At 39.2% G+C, this 16,129-nt stretch carries 16 protein-coding genes; all 16 read right to left on the bottom strand.

The window, feature by feature from the left end; all coding sequences use genetic code 11:
* Window positions 1-94 precede the first annotated feature (94 nt).
* Window positions 95-430, bottom strand: coding sequence for a hypothetical protein (locus ACY3XC_RS23510; protein ID WP_464870723.1), 336 nt, complete (start codon window positions 428-430; stop codon window positions 95-97).
* A 67-nt stretch (window positions 431-497) separates the two neighbouring features.
* Window positions 498-1,664: a hypothetical protein gene (locus tag ACY3XC_RS23505; protein ID WP_464870722.1), complete on the bottom strand. Its 1,167-nt coding sequence runs from the start codon at window positions 1,662-1,664 to the stop codon at window positions 498-500.
* A 29-nt stretch (window positions 1,665-1,693) separates the two neighbouring features.
* Window positions 1,694-2,029: a hypothetical protein gene (locus tag ACY3XC_RS23500; protein WP_464870721.1), complete on the bottom strand. Its 336-nt coding sequence runs from the start codon at window positions 2,027-2,029 to the stop codon at window positions 1,694-1,696.
* Between the two features lie 339 nt (window positions 2,030-2,368).
* Window positions 2,369-3,700: an MmgE/PrpD family protein gene (locus ACY3XC_RS23495; protein ID WP_464870720.1), complete on the bottom strand. Its 1,332-nt coding sequence runs from the start codon at window positions 3,698-3,700 to the stop codon at window positions 2,369-2,371.
* Window positions 3,693-4,832, bottom strand: a complete 1,140-nt coding sequence (locus ACY3XC_RS23490; RefSeq protein ID WP_464870719.1) for an amidohydrolase — start codon at window positions 4,830-4,832, stop codon at window positions 3,693-3,695. The genes ACY3XC_RS23495 and ACY3XC_RS23490 overlap by 8 nt, the downstream gene beginning before the upstream one ends.
* A 5-nt stretch (window positions 4,833-4,837) precedes the next feature.
* Window positions 4,838-5,578, bottom strand: coding sequence for an amino acid ABC transporter ATP-binding protein (locus tag ACY3XC_RS23485; RefSeq protein WP_179160629.1), 741 nt, complete (start codon window positions 5,576-5,578; stop codon window positions 4,838-4,840).
* 12 nt (window positions 5,579-5,590) lie between these two features.
* Window positions 5,591-6,268 (bottom strand): amino acid ABC transporter permease, encoded by a 678-nt coding sequence (locus ACY3XC_RS23480; RefSeq protein WP_179160630.1) that lies wholly within the window; start codon window positions 6,266-6,268, stop codon window positions 5,591-5,593.
* Window positions 6,269-6,283: 15 nt separating this feature from the next.
* Window positions 6,284-7,078: an amino acid ABC transporter substrate-binding protein gene (locus ACY3XC_RS23475; RefSeq protein ID WP_464870718.1), complete on the bottom strand. Its 795-nt coding sequence runs from the start codon at window positions 7,076-7,078 to the stop codon at window positions 6,284-6,286.
* On the bottom strand, window positions 7,075-7,599 hold the full coding sequence (locus ACY3XC_RS23470; RefSeq protein WP_464870717.1) for a GNAT family N-acetyltransferase: 525 nt from the start codon (window positions 7,597-7,599) through the stop codon (window positions 7,075-7,077). The genes ACY3XC_RS23475 and ACY3XC_RS23470 overlap by 4 nt, the downstream gene beginning before the upstream one ends.
* Window positions 7,592-8,956, bottom strand: a complete 1,365-nt coding sequence (gene purB / locus ACY3XC_RS23465; protein ID WP_464870716.1) for an adenylosuccinate lyase — start codon at window positions 8,954-8,956, stop codon at window positions 7,592-7,594. The genes ACY3XC_RS23470 and purB overlap by 8 nt, the downstream gene beginning before the upstream one ends.
* A 265-nt stretch (window positions 8,957-9,221) precedes the next feature.
* Window positions 9,222-10,553, bottom strand: coding sequence for an amidohydrolase (locus tag ACY3XC_RS23460; protein ID WP_464870715.1), 1,332 nt, complete (start codon window positions 10,551-10,553; stop codon window positions 9,222-9,224).
* Complete coding sequence (locus ACY3XC_RS23455) at window positions 10,550-12,262, bottom strand: adenine deaminase C-terminal domain-containing protein (protein WP_464870714.1); 1,713 nt, start codon at window positions 12,260-12,262, stop codon at window positions 10,550-10,552. The genes ACY3XC_RS23460 and ACY3XC_RS23455 overlap by 4 nt, the downstream gene beginning before the upstream one ends.
* 82 nt (window positions 12,263-12,344) lie before the next feature.
* Window positions 12,345-13,403: an ABC transporter substrate-binding protein gene (locus tag ACY3XC_RS23450; RefSeq protein WP_464870713.1), complete on the bottom strand. Its 1,059-nt coding sequence runs from the start codon at window positions 13,401-13,403 to the stop codon at window positions 12,345-12,347.
* Window positions 13,404-13,430: 27 nt separating this feature from the next.
* The gene (locus ACY3XC_RS23445) at window positions 13,431-14,471 is read right to left on the bottom strand and encodes an ABC transporter ATP-binding protein (protein WP_464870712.1); all 1,041 of its coding nucleotides are present in this window, start codon (window positions 14,469-14,471) and stop codon (window positions 13,431-13,433) included.
* A 42-nt stretch (window positions 14,472-14,513) separates the two neighbouring features.
* Window positions 14,514-15,293 (bottom strand): ABC transporter permease, encoded by a 780-nt coding sequence (locus tag ACY3XC_RS23440; RefSeq protein ID WP_464870711.1) that lies wholly within the window; start codon window positions 15,291-15,293, stop codon window positions 14,514-14,516.
* Window positions 15,286-16,122 carry an ABC transporter permease gene (locus tag ACY3XC_RS23435; protein ID WP_464870710.1) on the bottom strand — a complete coding sequence of 279 codons (837 nt, stop codon included), beginning with the start codon at window positions 16,120-16,122 and terminating at the stop codon, window positions 15,286-15,288. The genes ACY3XC_RS23440 and ACY3XC_RS23435 overlap by 8 nt, the downstream gene beginning before the upstream one ends.
* Window positions 16,123-16,129: the final 7 nt, after the last annotated feature.

The raw sequence follows: 16,129 nt of genomic DNA, 5'->3' as shown, positions 1-16,129 counted from the left end.
TCACATTCCTTTTCGAACCATAGGGACGGTTCTCACGGTTTTTTGAAAGAGCAAGTTTTGCCACAAGAACCGTCCCCCTGGTCACTGTTCTCGATTATAGAAAAATCGCCCGAAGTAGATTTTTAATCAGATAATAAACAATAATAGAGGCAATAATTTGGACAACTATAGAAATCAACATAAAGAACTTTCTTTTTAAGAAAGAGTGCTTTAAAAATTTCTTGTTTAGATAAGGTCCTATACCAAGAAAAGCATTGGTTATAACCGTAAGCGTCCGTTGGAATACCGTTTTAGGATTTTCATAAACACCTGTTTCATAAACATCAAGTACAATCCTTCCGAGTAAAAATACCAAGATACTAAACATTATTTGAATACTCAAATAATAGGATAATAAGCCTTGAATCAGTTTCATCGTTTCTAAAGTCATGTTTCATCCTTATCCTTTATTAAAAGATTTGCTAAAGATTTCTCGCTTTCTTAAAAAAAAAACGTTTTTAGTTGAACCAGCTTCCTACGGATTTAAAAGTGTTATTAATCCCCGCACCTATATCTTTAATTCCTTCCTCAATTGCTCCTCCTGCCTTTTCGCCGACAGATTTAATCTGGTCTTCAAAGACAATACTTCCGACTCCGCCGACTAAGGCACCAACGGCACCACCAACTACGATTCCGACAGGGCCACCCACGCTCCCAATCATCGCACCCACTTTAGCGCCTCCACTGATTGCGACAAAATCAGCGGTAAGGCCAGCAACTGCGCGTCCGGTTATTTCACCACTGGTCTTACCTGCATTGTCAGGGTCAACAAACTCTGCAGTGTTTGCTGCGATTGATATTCCCCAGCCAACATATGGGACTTTCTTTGCCACCTTGGTCCAACCCTTGGCATCGATTAGGTGCTCAGCAATTTCCTTTGTACCCGTCGTTATTCGTTTTTGGAATGTACCAGATAAGGTATCCGCTTTTAACAGATTCAAATTTTTTGGATAACCAGCAGCGTGCTTTAATAGAGCTGAAGGATTATTATAAGAGGCTGCTATCTTTTGAAGTTGCTTTACGATCGGATTCGCAGGGCTCGATTTTGAAAAATTGTAGATCGCACGTGCGAGTTTAGAATCATATCTTCCTCTTCCCCTGCTTTTCCAGGATGGATGAGCTCCTACTGTAAATTTATAATCACCCTTAATCTTCTTCCAAAACGTTGGCTTCCCGCCTATGTAATTAATTTTCAGCTTCCGAGAAATCCCAGCACTAAGTGCAATTGTGAACAGTTGTGTGCCAACTAAGGCGGCATCCCCGATACTAAGTTTTCCATTGATGTAGTTAAAGACATTCAAGATACTAGCAATAGTTGATTTCTTAGATTCAGGAGTTATGGCAGATTCCGACTTTTTCGTTAGCTCAGTCTCCGTCCTGCAATACTGATCCATGGATTGAGCAATAAACCGGTCCAAGTTTCTTATCCGCGTCTCTAATTGATTTGCTGACGTAATGGCAGCATAGAATCTCGAACGTAAATTCCCCCGGTTCATGATTTCATGATCAATAGAATACCTCAGCGCGCTTAAACCATCACTAATTCCTGATACTTTTTGTGACATAGGACCAATACTGGCACCAGCCTGTTTAATATATTCTGTTTGAATTTTTATGGGCGGCAATTTATAGCACCTCCATTTACTCTACTAATTTAGTTTCCGACAGTATTTGCCTTTTTTTCAGCCTCTGCTTTTGCCTTCGCTTCTGCCTCCGCCTTTGCTCTTGCCTCTGCTTCTTCTTGACGCTGAATTTGCTGTGCACCTGAGAGAACATCTGACCCTATTGAATCCAGCTTAGAAGACAGTGCAGCAACTTCCCGATTTATACTGTCAATACTTTGGTTTATATAAATCATTTCTTGTGCGTTCCAGCCATTGTTGAGATTCCCTTTTACCCTATTTAAGTTGTTCTTAACCTCAAGTAGTTTAGAGGAATAATCGTTGATTTTATTTGCCTGCGAAGCTGCCAAATTAACGTTAATACTCACTTCATCACCTGCTTTTTTATTGCCATGGGGACGGTTCTTTTGGTCCAAATAAAGCTAGTTATTGCCACAAGAACCGTCCCCGCGGTCCCAATATTCTCATTTCCCTCTATTTTCCTATTTATTATAAAAGCTATTTTTTTATTATTCTATAAAAAAGAAGAAATTGGTTATTTTGTACCGGTCAACCACCAGAATTTATAAAAAGTCACGCCTGAAGACCCAGACATTTTCTATTGCCCCCGCTCTATACCTTCTAATTCAACAAAAAAGAGGCTTCCCAACAGTTCAAAGAACTAATCGAAAACCTCTAATTTGGAACCATATCAGAATAAAATATCCCTATAAAAGCTTTCCCCAAGACTCCGGTTCTGCCGAAAAAAGTTCAATAATATAATCGGCCTGGTGACCTAATATAGTAGTGGCTTTTTTTAATAGATCTTCCATTTCTAGTGGGTTTCCTGGTGAACCGGTTGGTGCGTCTACTCTGGAAACAAATTTTTGGCCGTCCTTTAGGAAAATCTCTGCTATACAATATCTCCCCTTTGGAAAACTAATTTCTGCCTTTGGGATCTTTTCATCGTATTTTCGTTCTATCTTGCCCAAGACATCTCGGACTTCCTCAGAAATATTGTTTACTGTAAAATTTTCGATGGATAAATCATATCCCAGCACTAGCAGAGCCGCGCAATATTCAGCACTAAAGCGCCCTTGTTCTCCATTTTCAGGATATGTATAAACCAGAGCAGCATCTCCTCTTGGAGGAAAATATAAATCGACAGAGGCAACTTCACTCGCTGTAAAACGATGCCTCGCTTTTATGTCCTTCACAGCATCTATCACATGCGCATTGGCAGAACAACATGGATATAATTTAAACCATAATCCAGGGGTATCAATCGCCCAAGGCTCTCCCCATTTTTCAAAAAACCTCCACGGATTCCTCTCGTTTTCATTGTACATAGAAAGCAATCCATTTTTTGAAAGAATCGTATTTCCATTACCGGTGACATTCTTCTTAACAAGATGGAGAATCTGCCATGCACTTTGAGCCGCCAAACCTGCATGCAGTGGTTTAATCAATGTTCCAAAATGACTTCTAGAACCGCTAATTTTAGAGACACATAAGTTAAGAGCTTGTGTCATTTGAGCCGAAGAAAATTTCAAATAATGGGCCCCGGCAGCAACCGCACCATACACTCCCGCTGTTGCTGTTGTATGAAAACCTTTTTCATAATGCTCTGAGCCCAATAACTTAGCAAAGCGGGTCATGACTTCAATCCCAATCAAATAAGCTTGATAGATTGATTTCATATCCTTCTTATCCTCTACCAATGAGAATAATAAGCTTAAAATGACCGCAGAGGGATGTCCTCGTATCTCAGAATGGACATCATCCAAATCTAAGGCATGTGCTGAATACCCGTTAATCAGGCACGCATCATAAGGATGAACCTTCGATTCCGTACCAATTACAGCAGCCTTATCAAGGCTGCTGTAAATCGCGGTATTCAATACATTTTGGAAGTTTGGATCATATTTCACACTTGCAAAACAAGATATAAAATAATCTAAAACTCCCTTTTTCAAATTTCTTTTGGTCACTATTCCAAGCTGTTCATAATCTGGAGTGGTTTGAATCAATCCAGCAATATATCTAGTAAAATCATTCATTTTCTAAAACTTTTATCGCTAAATTAGCGAAAAACTCGGAAGCAACTTTAATCGCGTCTTCCTTTAAGTCATACTGAGGATGATGCCACTCTTGAGGTCCATCTACTCCCATCCAAACAAAAAAGCCTGGAATGTACGTTTGGTAAAACGCGAAGTCTTCCCCGCCTGCACTCGGTACTGCCTCCGCAACCTCATAACCACTTTCAACGACAGTCGCACGAATGATTTCTTCAAATTTCGGATCATTATTTACCACTGGCAAGTAATCTTCCCAATTAAATTCAACCGAACCGCCATTTCCTTCTGCAATCGATTCAGCCAATTTCTTCATTAAACCCGGAATCGCTTCACGTGCCTTAGGCTGGAACGTACGAACCGTTCCTTCGAGTGTAACAACATCCGGAATTACATTCCATGTATTTCCGCCATGAATACTAGTGATACTAACGACTGCATTATCAAACAGATCCATTCTTCTAGCAACAATTGATTGTACGGCCGTTACATATTGACTCGCAATAACAATCGGATCAATCGCATTATGAGGTATCCCCGCATGACCGCCTACGCCAATAAACTTTATTTCAAACTTATCAACACTTGCCATGAGGCCACCTGATTTCACACCAATGGTTCCCACAGGCAAATCTGGTTTATTATGCATACCGAATATAGAAGAGACGCCTTCTAAAGCACCCTTTTCAACAAACTTCTTCGCACCTTGGGCAACTTCTTCCGCAGCTTGGAAAATAAACCTTACTGTCCCATGTAACTTTTCTTTCTGGCTGTTTAAAAGAATGGCTGCCCCTAATATTGAAGTTGTGTGAAAGTCATGACCACATGCATGCATTTTGTCTTCATATTTTGACTTAAATGGCACATCCGTTTGTTCTTTAATAGGCAAAGCATCAATATCCGCACGAATCGCAATGGCTGGTCCATCAAATGAGCCTTTGACCTCTGCAACTATACCCGTTTCTAAATCAAGCGGCAGGATAGAAATATCATGCTCCACTAACCACTTTTTAATATGTTCAGTCGTATTGAATTCCTCAAAAGCAAGTTCTGGATTCTCATGTAAATATCTTCGTTTTTCAATTAAATCACTTAATAGTTCATGAGACATATTCATGATTGCTATTCATCTCTTTTCAATGTTTTTAAGAATTGCTTTGTTCTTTCATTTTTCGGGTTATGAAAAATTTCTTTTGGTCCATTTTCTTCAACAATATTTCCGTCCGCCATAAAAATCACCCGATTGGCTACTTCTTCGGCAAATTTCATTTCATGTGTCACGATAATCATCGTTGTTTTTTGTTGGGCAATATCTTTTATTACTTGAAGAACTTCAGAGACCCACTCTGGATCCAGTGCCGATGTCGGTTCATCAAATAAAATGGCGTGCGGGTTCACAGCAAGTGCCCGAGCAATTCCGACACGCTGCTGCTGTCCGCCTGATAAAGTAGCAGGATACTGATGAAACTTATCCTCAAGCCCAACCTTGATTAAAAGCTCTTTTCCGATTCTTTCTGCTTCCCTTTTGTCCATGCCCTTCGCAACAATTAATGACTCTGTAACATTTTGCAAAGCGGTTTTATTTTTAAAAAGATTATAGTTTTGGAAAACCATTGCTGTTTCCTGCCTGAGCAGATGGGTTTCCTTCCTGCTCATTTTCGTTACATCAACTTTTGTATCGCCAATTTCAATGATGCCTTCGTCTGGCATTTCTAATAAATTGAGGCAGCGCAGTAACGTCGATTTCCCCGATCCAGATGGTCCAATAATAGCCAATACGTCGCCTCGATCAACATGTAGATCGACACCATTTAAAACAATATTGTCACCGAACCTCTTTTTCAGATTTGTAACAGTTATCATGGTAAAACTCCTTTACGATATATACGGTTTTTCCATTCGTTTTTCTAGCGCCTGTTGAATCATAGTAAATATGATAATCAAGAACCAATATAGTAACGCTAATGCTAAATAAGTTTCAAAGAAGTTAAGGGACGATGCCGCTATAATTTTTCCTTGTGCAAATAATTCAACTACCCCTAATGTAAATGCCAGTGAAGTTTCTTTTATCAGGCCGATAAATACGTTGCTTGTCGCAGGTATCGCATTCCGCGTTGCTTGCGGCAGGACAATTCTGCGAAAGGCTTGTGCTCTTGTCATTCCAACAGAAAGACATGCCTCGACTTGTCCTTTATCAACAGAATTAAGAGCAGCACGGAAGATTTCCGCTAAAAACGCCGACTGTTTTAAGCTGAGCCCTAAAATGGCCGCCGTAATGGCTGTCATTGCAGTTAAAGCAGGAAAAATCTGCGGTAATCCGTAATAGATTAAAAACAACTGTACCAATGTTGGAATTGCACGGAAAAACGATATATATATCGTCGCTAACTGTTTAAGAACAGGAATATTGGACCTAATAATTAAGGCTAAAATCAACCCGCCGATAATTGAAAAAATCATTGATATTACAGCAAGAAATAAGGTAAGAGGTATAAATGTCAACAGCTCTGGGATAATTTCGACTAAGTACCCGAAATCTAGTTTTAATTCCATGTTGTCCCTCCAGATTTATTTCTTAACTGTGATGTCTTCATCGGAAAAATATTTCTTAGATAATTCTGTTAAAGTACCATCTTCACGTAATTTTTTAATTTCAGCATTAAACTCTTTACTTAATTTCTCGCCTTCTTCCGTTTTCACAAAAGGAAAAGCGATATCTTCATATATAAATGGGTCACCAACAAATTTCAATGGAAGATCACCTTTTGCAATTTCAGCAATTAAGGAAGATTTAGAGTTTACGTACCCATCTACACGTTTGTTGATAGCATCATTCATAGCTCCATCACGTGTTTCATATGTTTTTGGAATAATTTCAGGATCATAATTTTCCAAGTTTTTCACATTGTTAGAACCAAGGACACCGGAAACCGTTTTTCCTTTTAAATCCTCTAAACTATCATAATCATTGTCTTTATGTGTAACAATTGTAGCTCCTGCATATGCGTAAGGTTCTGAGAAGTTATATTTTTCTTTTCTTTCAGCTGTTACAGCAACAAAGTTGGCAACCGTATTAATTTTACCTGTTTCTAATTGGCCCATTAATCCTGCAAAATCAGATTTGACCCATTCCACTTCATAACCTAGGTTTGCTGCAACCTTTTCAAACACTTCTACATCAAATCCTACCAGCTTACCATCTTCCTCATATCCATTTGGATAGCTTTGTGCCGTTGAACCTGCACGAATTACCTTTTTCTCTTCACTTTTTTCACTATCTCCTGATGTTTCATTTGTACCGCCGCAAGCAGCTAAAAATAATAAAAGTGCCATGCTAATCATTAGTGCAAATTTTCTTTTCATTTTGTTCCCTGCCTTTTCTTATATGTTTTTGTTAATAGCAATTTTTCTAAATAAACGGTCATATGACCTTTTCCTAAATCCGCCTCGCCAACCTCTTTGTACCCGCGCTTTAGATACATTTCAGCAAGCCAAGGATGTTCCTTCGCCGTTCCGAGAGATACAGATGGGCAATGAAGCTGATCTCTTAAAAAGTCATATTCGATAAAATCTAATATCTTTGTTGCATAGCCTTTTCGTTTATACTCAGGCGCCACCGCTACCCACCAAATATGCGGGATTTCATATGGTCCATGATGGCTGCTCCAGGGCATTCGGATCGAAGCGGTCGCAACTATTTCGTCCCCATCTCTCATATAAAAACAAATATTCTCATTGATATTTTTTTTCACTAATTCTTCATCGGCAGTTGCCGCAGCAAAATGAATACCTAATTCACGAATGGCCGCATAACCTCGCAGGGATAAATCGAGTATTGCTGGGATATCCTCATTCGTCGCTTGATGAAAGGTCAAATTACTCACTTAAATTTCCTCCACTTTTAATAGAAGCAATGACCTCGTCTACCTTTTGACTAGCAAGCCCCGTATAACGGCTAGGATCCAAAAGTTGATTAATTTGATCCTCTGATAGGACTGCACTCACCTTCTCATTTTGAATAAGAAGCGTTTTAAATGGAACTTTTTGTTCAGATGACTCCATAGCTATTTCATAGACCAGATGGTGGGCCGTTTGTTTTCCTACCTTTTCAGATAGCGCAAACATGATACGTTCTGAAAGGATAAGCCCCCCCTGTAGTTCCAAGTTTTTCATCATATTTTCAGGTTTAACCACAAGACCCTGTAAAACTGTAATCGTGCTTTTTAGCTGTGAAGATAAATATAAACAAATCTCAGGTAATGCAATCCATTCACTTCGCCAGCTCATAGCATCTCTCTCATGTTCCATCACTAATGATTCATGCAGCAAGGCAACACTATGCAGGATTGGTTTGGTTAGACTTGCAATCCCTTCAAAAATGGCTGGATTTCGTTTATGAGGCATGGTTGTCGAACCAACATTACCTGCCGCAAACGGTTCTTCGACTTCATCAATCTCTGTTCGCATTAAATTATAGAATTCATTCCCCAATTTCCCTAGTGAACCGCTAATTAATCCAAGCACTGAACCATACTCTGAAATACGATCCCTAGAAGAATGCCAACAAATATTTGGAGTGTTCAACTCTAGAATCTCCAAAGCTCTTTCTTCCACTTCTGGACCAACACTTCCCAATGCAGCATAGGTTCCTACTCCGCCAGCAAGGACACCTGTTAATACACGGCTTTCAGCACCCTTCAGTCTTTCCAAATGGCGTTCAAACTCACTTAAAACGACCGCAAGCTTAAAGCCAAAGGTAGTTGGAAGCCCTTGCATTCCATGCGTTCTTCCAGGCATCGGAGTATCCTTATATTTTGAAGCAAGTCCAATTAAAAGCTCTGCAACCTTCTTCGTATCACGACGGAGAATTTCATTTGCTTCTTTGAGTTGGAGAATAGTACCGGTATCGGTCACATCCTGTGTGGTTACACCATAATGGACATATTCGCCATATTCACCTGATAAAGATTGCAAATGGTTGACTGTTGCCATTAATGAATGCTTAAGCTTCGCAGCCTCATTTGCAATGGTCTCAATATCAAAGTTTTCTATTTTAGCCGCGTTTTTAATCGCACTTCCAGCCTTTTCTGGTATAACACCAAGCTCACTTTCTGCCAATGCTAATGCAGCTTCAACATCAAGTATCTTTTGCAATCTATTTTCATCATTCCAAACAGATCGCATTTCTTCTGTACTAAAATTGTTTTGAAGCATTCTTAAATCCAAAACATGAGATCCCATTCGCTGCCACCCCTTCAAGGAAGAATATAAATCTTTCTAATTTTCTCTCAAAATATAAATTCCTATAGTTTTACTGTGAATAAGGAGTATTCTAACATAATTTATCAACCTATTAAACAAATTAGTTTTTAAATTTTTAAAAAATTTTAGGATTGAAATTTCCATTCACCGAATAAGTCTTGATATGCCCACGTTCACAAACAAAAATGACTACCTCTTGTTAATAAGAGAGTAGTCATTCTGTAAAAAGTTATTTAATTACCAGTTATTTTCCTTCCAATGCTTCTAATGCCATCGTTTTAAATCCGCATTGCTCCATGGCTTCAGCAAGCTCTGCTCTTAATTGAGTTTCATTAAAATCCACTAATTTTTTGTCTGCAACCACTTGTTTCCCAGCGATAAATACGTCTCTAACATTGCCAGCGTTGGCCGAGTACACTATCGCAGAATAGGGATCAAAAATAGGAAACATATTGACTGAATCTGTTTCAACTAGGATGAAATCTGCTTGTTTTCCTGCCTCAATCGAGCCAATTTGCTTCGCCATGCCTAAAACGTTTGCTCCCCCGATGGTTGCTAACTTTACAATTTCTTCAGCGGGAAAGGCACTGCGGTCCTTTAAATACGTTTTATGAAAATTAGCAAACAATCGCATTTGGCTGAATAAATCCAAGGTATTCCCGCTGCTTGGACCATCTGTTCCCAGACCGACAGATACCCCAGCAGCTAATAAATCCCGAACACGTGCAACACCTTTAGCCGATTTCGTATTAGCACCGATACAATGAGCTACTTTTACATCATACTTCTTCAATAACTCAATATCATGATCTGATAAATGAATACAGTGTGCAGCTACAAATCTTGGACTCAATACACCAATCTCTTCTAAAAATTCTATCGGAGTTTGATTATGTTCTTTTCGAAATTTATCCATTTCAAAGTCCATTTCACTCACATGCATCATCCATGGTACATTATATTTTCGAGACAAATCATCCGCTTGCTGGAGAACTTCAATCGTATTAGAGTAGGGGGCATGCGGTGCAACGGACGCTTGGATTCTCTTATTTCCCTGCCATTTAGGCAGAAAACGTTGAGCATACTGCAAGCCGCCCATTGACTCTGATACATCTACCGTTACTAAATCGATGACAGTTTCAGCTAAAATACCGCGGCTATTCATTTCTTCCGCTGCCTCTGCCAATTGTTGTTCAAAATAATACATATCAAAGAATGTCGTTACACCGGCAAGCTGCATTTCAGCAATCGCATATTTTGCGCTCGTATATGCCAGCTCTTCATTCATGCATTCATTTTCTAACGGAAGTAAGAAGCGGTGTAATCGGTCTGGATAGTCATCCCCTAATGAACGAAACGGAATCATGCCAATATGGGTATGTGTATTGACCATACCTGGTAACAAAATTGCCCCTTTGGCATCGATGCATTTGTCATAAGCGGTGTCATTTGGCAGTGAATCCATCGCGCCAACAGCTAGAATTTTCTCCTCATCCGTTATTACATACCCTTTTGGAAACTGCTTCATTTGCTCATCGAGTGTTAATATCCAAGCGTTTTTAATGATTACTTTCAATATTGTTCACCCTCAACCAGCGGGATCATTTGTTGAGAACGCACATTCATCATGCCTTTGTCTGTAATTTTGATAACAGGTGAAACCGGCAGGGACAAAGTCGAGAAAGACATTATTTCATTGCTGTTGCGATAGCCTAATCTTCTCATCGCTTGACGAACTTCCATCAATTGCGCACCTAGTTCTTGTATCGGTGCGTCACTGATAATACCGCCCACTGGCAATGGGCAAACGGCTTGAACCTCCCCGCCTTGTACCACGACATAACCGCCTTGCATATCCAATAATTGCTTTTGCGCGGCTACAATATCCTCCGAGCTTGTTCCCATTACCATCAAATTATGATGATCATGGGCCCATGTAGTGGCAACAGCTCCTTTTTCATATAGGGCTTTATCAACAAATCCATAGGCAATGTCACCTGTTTTTCCATACCGCTCCATCACCACAATTAAGGCTAACCCGCTATTCTCCCAATCTAAAAATCCATCCACGACACTAACTTCATGCTGTACATGTTCAGTAAATGTACCCACTTCCGAAATTTTAATTACGTTGACTACAGCCTTTTCAGATACTGTCACCTTAAAACGTAAATCCTCTGCTGTTAATGGCCGGCAATTCAAGGATTTATAGAAGTGTTCTGGAAAATCAGGTTTCACAGCTGGATACCTGATGTCCTCTCCCTGTGAATAGACCAATTTCCCATCCTTATAGACCGCGCCAATTTCAAAGCCTTCAACATCCTTCAGCAATAGAAAATCAGCTTTAAAGCCCGGAACAATCGCACCCCGGTCCTGAAATCCCATTCTTCTTGCAGGCGTATAGGTAGCACAATATATAGCTTGTTCTGCTGGCATTCCACATGAAATAGCAAGTCGAACGTTGGCATCCAAATGGCCGCTCAATAAGTCGTCCGCCATCACATCGTCCGTAATAATCGCCATATATTCATAGAAATGATTTTCAACCACCACGCTGATGTTTTCAGCGGTAATGGATTTCTTTTGAAATTCTAAAAACATTCCATGGGTGATTTTCTCATAAATGGATTCTGGCGATTGATGCGTATGGTCAGCCGTTATCCCTGCATATAAAAACTTGGATAATTCTAATCCCGAAACCCGGGGAACATGCCCTTCTAAAGGCATAAACGCCCTCTCGGTTTGAACTGCACGTAAAATCTGCCGAATCAAAGAATCTGGTTCATTGACAATGCCATTAAAGTTCATCGCTTCTCCTAATGCTATTACCTTTGGATGCTTCAAGAGCTGTTTAACTTCTTCCACACCAATAAAACCGCCCGTAGTTTCTAATTCTGGTGTTGTCGAAGGAACAGAGGAAGGAATCGCATAGAAAATATCCATGACACTTGGCTGAGAAAAGAACGCCTCCAGCCCTTCCATACCAAACACATTCGCAATTTCATGGGCATCTGCGATAACGGTTGTTACTCCATGGGTTAACACCGCTTCTGAAAAAATAGAAGGAGAAGTCATCGAACTTTCGATATGCATGTGAATATCCATCAAGCCGGGAATCAAATACTGATTTTTTGCATCAACCACTTCAGCTGCCTGATAATCCTCTATTTCGTCAGCCGTTATATAGTAAAATTTATCCTTAACAATAAATACATTTTTCTTTTCAAACCTTTTGGAAAATGTGTTAAAAACCTGAGCATTTATAATTGCTATATCAGCTTTCATTGATGTTCCCCCGCCTTCTAAGTGCTTTTTAAAAGAGAAAAAGGCCAAGAATTATCCTTAGCCCCTCTCCTTACTATCATTTCTATTTATTCAAAATTCGATTCCATTGGTTAATCCAAGATTCCAGGTTTTGATTTACCAATAAAGAATCCACCTTTTTCGTTCTATCTGCAATATCACCGTACGTTTTATTTTTAGCCGTTTCTTCGTCTAGTACTACATTTTTATTGGTTGGAGCTTCATTTAGGGACACTGCCGTTTTTTCCTGAACTTCCTGGCTTAATCTCCAGTCGATATATTTATAGGCCAAGTCCTTATTTTTGGAGTTTTTATTGATGTTGATCGTATTAAAGTTTGCGTATGTTCCAGATTCCGGAACAACATAGGCTATATCTGGATTGGATTCCGTGATAATCGGAACAGCAAAGTCACCGACAACAGCTGCTGCAATTTCTCCTGATTGGAACATGTTAGCTAAATCAGAAGATTTGCTATACGTTTTTACAACGTTTGGAGCTAAATTAGTGATTCCTTCAAATGCTGCTTTTCCATTATCAGTTGTAATGTCAACATTCTCGTGACCGCTTGCTACATATAGCATCGCTGGACCAAATGTTGTAGTAATGTCAGGAATGGAGATTTTCCCTTTTAAAGAAGAGTCCCATAGGTCATTCCATTCCTTAATTTCTTTACCTGCTGTCTGTTTATTATAAACAATTCCAATACTGTTCAGCGTGTAGGCTGGCCCAGAACCATCTGCAGCTAAATCCTTTGCACTATCGATTAAGTTTTCCATATTTGGCGCTTTTGAGCTGTCGATTTTTTCAAATAAATCTGCTGATACACCATCAGCCGCATTTGATTGAGACAATTCAATCACATCAACCGTAGAATTTGGATTGCTTTTCAATTTTGTTAAACGCTCAGAGCTTGTACCCGTTTCTAATACAATGTCTACATTGTATTTTTCTTCGAATGGTTTAAAGACATCTTCTTGCATTTTATCTTCTTCTAATCCAAACGTTGAGATAATTAATGTTTGTTTTTCCTTACTTGCCTCATTGTCTCCGCCGCCGCCGCATGCAGCCAGAATACTAGCTGTTGCTAAACCTATGCTAACTAACCCTAATTTCTTTTTCATTTTTGTTCTCCCTCTTTCTTGGATGATTTAAACGATGATTAGTTTGTGAGATGGAATAGATAATGTAACAGCGTCTCCAACTTGATAGACCTCAACATCTGCTTTATTTGCAAGTAATGTGCCAATAGGTGTTTCAACTTCATATTGGTAAGACTTGCCTAGGAACGTGCGGACCTTTATAATCCCTGACACTGTATTATCTGTATTCTGTTTGGTTCCAGCCGTAATCTCAATATCATCTGGACGGATGGTTCCTTTATGCTTTCCTGGTTCCCATTTGCGAGTACTTTGGAAAACCGTTCCATCAATAGCTTTATACTTCCATTCTTCTGTTGGGGTTAAATCAAAGAAGTTCTCAAATCCGATAAAACGAGCCACAAACTCCGTCCTTGGATTTTTATAAATTTCCTCAGGTGTGTCGAACTGTTCGATTATCCCTTTATTCATAACCGCAACCCTGTCTGAAATGGAGAAACACTCCTCTTGATCATGCGTAACAAACACAGATGTTATGCCTAATTGCCTTTGAATCCGTTTAATTTCGATACGCATCGCCAAACGCAATTTAGCATCTAAGTTGCTTAATGGTTCATCTAATAACAATAATTTTGGTTCAATGACTAAGGCGCGCGCTAAAGCTACACGTTGTCTCTGCCCGCCTGAAAGTTGTTTGGGATAGCGGTCACCAAGCTCTTCTAAGCCGGTAATCGCCAAAATATCTTTTACTTTCTTGTCGATAACATTCTTTTTTTCCTTGCGCAGTTTTAATCCGAATGCGACATTTTCCTTAATCGTTAGATGGGGAAACAATGCATAGCTTTGGAATACCATTCCAAATTCACGTTTATGAACGGGCACCTTTGTTAAGTTTTGAGTGTCAACAAGGAACTCGCCATCATTCGGCTCAATTAACCCGGCAATGACGCGTAAAGTGGTTGTTTTCCCGCATCCTGATGGACCTAACAAGGAAACCAATTCACCTTTTTCAATGGATAAATTTAAATCTTTTAAAATGTTGGCTTTATTGTCATAACTAACACGAATATCTTTTAATTCAACATAGGACATAATGCTGTTTTACCCCCTTCGATGTTAACATCCTGGTTGTTCCTATGAAATACTTGCTAATCCTAATGTTTTCTCAATAACATACATTAGAACAATCGTACCAAGCATTAAAATAACTGATAAAGCAGATACAGATGGATCATAGTTATATTCTATATAATTCATTAAGCTAGTTGGCAGCATACTTACACCTGGTCCTGATAAAAACTGTGATACAGGTATATTGTTGAAAGAATTAATGAATGCCAACATGAAGGAAGCAAAAATCCCAGAAGTAATGTTCGGTAATACCACTTTTATAAATGCTTGTAATTTTGTACATCCTAACGTCCACGAAACTTCTTCAATTGAAAAATCAAGCTGCTCAATTGTTGAACCAACCACCCGAATAATATAAGGCAGGCAAATCAAGAAATGTCCTAAAAACAATCCTTGGATAATAGGAAATTGAAACTTAATGACAATAAATTGATACATAGCATATCCAACTACCAAGCCTGGTACAATCGTTGGAGAAAGGAAAAAACTCTTTATCCACTTCCGTCCAAACACGCTGTGACGTGCCAAAGAATAAGCAGCTGGAACGCCAATAATCAATGCCAAGAGAGTCGCAAAAAAAGCTACTTGCAGACTAAGAAAAAAGCTGTCCATAAATGCTTCATTGTTAAATACTTTACTATACCATTCAAGAGTAAAACCTTTAATTGGGAATTGAATGGTTGAGTTTGTTCCAAAAGAGGTCACTATGATAATGAGCAAAGGAACTATCAGAAAGGCAAAAACTAGTCCAGCAAAGATTTTTAAACCGATTTTTTTACGCATTCGCCTCACCTCGTCTATCCATGCGTCCTGCAATCCAGCTGAATAACTTCATCACGATTAAAGTCACCACAATCATAATCAAGGCAATAACACTTGCACCTTGCCAGTTTCCTAATGCAGTTGCACTTTGATATAAGAAGGTAGCTAACATGATGTTTCGATTTCCGCCCAATAATTGCGGGGTTGTATAAGCTGTCAAGCTTCCTGTGAAAACTAAAATACTGCCAACAATAATCCCCGGTAAACTTAATGGCAGGATTACCTTCACAAAAGCAAGCAAGCGATTGGCACCTAATGTTTCTGCTGCTTCCATAATTTCAGAATCAATATTCTCTAAAATTCCCACTAACGTAATGACCATTAATGGCAGGAAGAGATACACAGAGCCAATGATTATGGCGAATTCTGTATAAAGTAAAGTGAGTGGTTTAGAAAGTAAACCAATTTTCATTAAAGCATTATTTAATATCCCATCTTGTCCCAATATGGTAATCCAGGCAAAACTCCTTACAACCGAATTCGTTAGCAATGGAAACAATGTAATCGACATTAGTAAACCGCGCCATTTTTTCGGACTTTGAGAAATGTAGTAGGCAGTCGGAACTCCCAGCACTACACAAATCACAGTGGCAATTAGTGAAATTTTTATCGTCCGCCAAAAAATACCAAAGTTATACTCATCCAAGAAGAACGAAGTATAATTTGAAAAGGTGAACCCTCCATTAAAGAACGTTGGAAAAATGATGGAAATAAGGGGTAACACCAAAAATAAAATCAAAAGAATTAATCCTGGAGCCAAGATGAGATAAGGTACTCTTCGCTGCGTCATATCTGGC

This window comes from Bacillus sp. CZDM1 (genome assembly GCF_055502545.1).
Note: the sequence above shows the minus strand (reverse complement) of the source record. Positions and strands in the feature narration are given on the sequence as shown.

Excerpts from the sequence above, each read along its gene's own strand:
- ACY3XC_RS23485 (WP_179160629.1), bottom strand. The coding sequence starts at position 5,578 with ATGATAACTGTTACAAATCTGAAAAAGAGGTTCGGTGACAATATTGTT.
- ACY3XC_RS23445 (WP_464870712.1), bottom strand. The coding sequence starts at position 14,471 with ATGTCCTATGTTGAATTAAAAGATATTCGTGTTAGTTATGACAATAAA.
- ACY3XC_RS23490 (WP_464870719.1), bottom strand. The coding sequence starts at position 4,832 with ATGAATATGTCTCATGAACTATTAAGTGATTTAATTGAAAAACGAAGA.
- purB (WP_464870716.1), bottom strand. The coding sequence starts at position 8,956 with ATGGGATCTCATGTTTTGGATTTAAGAATGCTTCAAAACAATTTTAGT.
- ACY3XC_RS23450 (WP_464870713.1), bottom strand. The coding sequence starts at position 13,403 with ATGAAAAAGAAATTAGGGTTAGTTAGCATAGGTTTAGCAACAGCTAGT.
- ACY3XC_RS23495 (WP_464870720.1), bottom strand. The coding sequence starts at position 3,700 with ATGAATGATTTTACTAGATATATTGCTGGATTGATTCAAACCACTCCA.
- ACY3XC_RS23480 (WP_179160630.1), bottom strand. The coding sequence starts at position 6,268 with ATGGAATTAAAACTAGATTTCGGGTACTTAGTCGAAATTATCCCAGAG.
- ACY3XC_RS23510 (WP_464870723.1), bottom strand. The coding sequence starts at position 430 with ATGACTTTAGAAACGATGAAACTGATTCAAGGCTTATTATCCTATTAT.
- ACY3XC_RS23435 (WP_464870710.1), bottom strand. The coding sequence starts at position 16,122 with ATGACGCAGCGAAGAGTACCTTATCTCATCTTGGCTCCAGGATTAATT.
- ACY3XC_RS23475 (WP_464870718.1), bottom strand. The coding sequence starts at position 7,078 with ATGAAAAGAAAATTTGCACTAATGATTAGCATGGCACTTTTATTATTT.
- ACY3XC_RS23440 (WP_464870711.1), bottom strand. The coding sequence starts at position 15,293 with ATGCGTAAAAAAATCGGTTTAAAAATCTTTGCTGGACTAGTTTTTGCC.
- ACY3XC_RS23455 (WP_464870714.1), bottom strand. The coding sequence starts at position 12,262 with ATGAAAGCTGATATAGCAATTATAAATGCTCAGGTTTTTAACACATTT.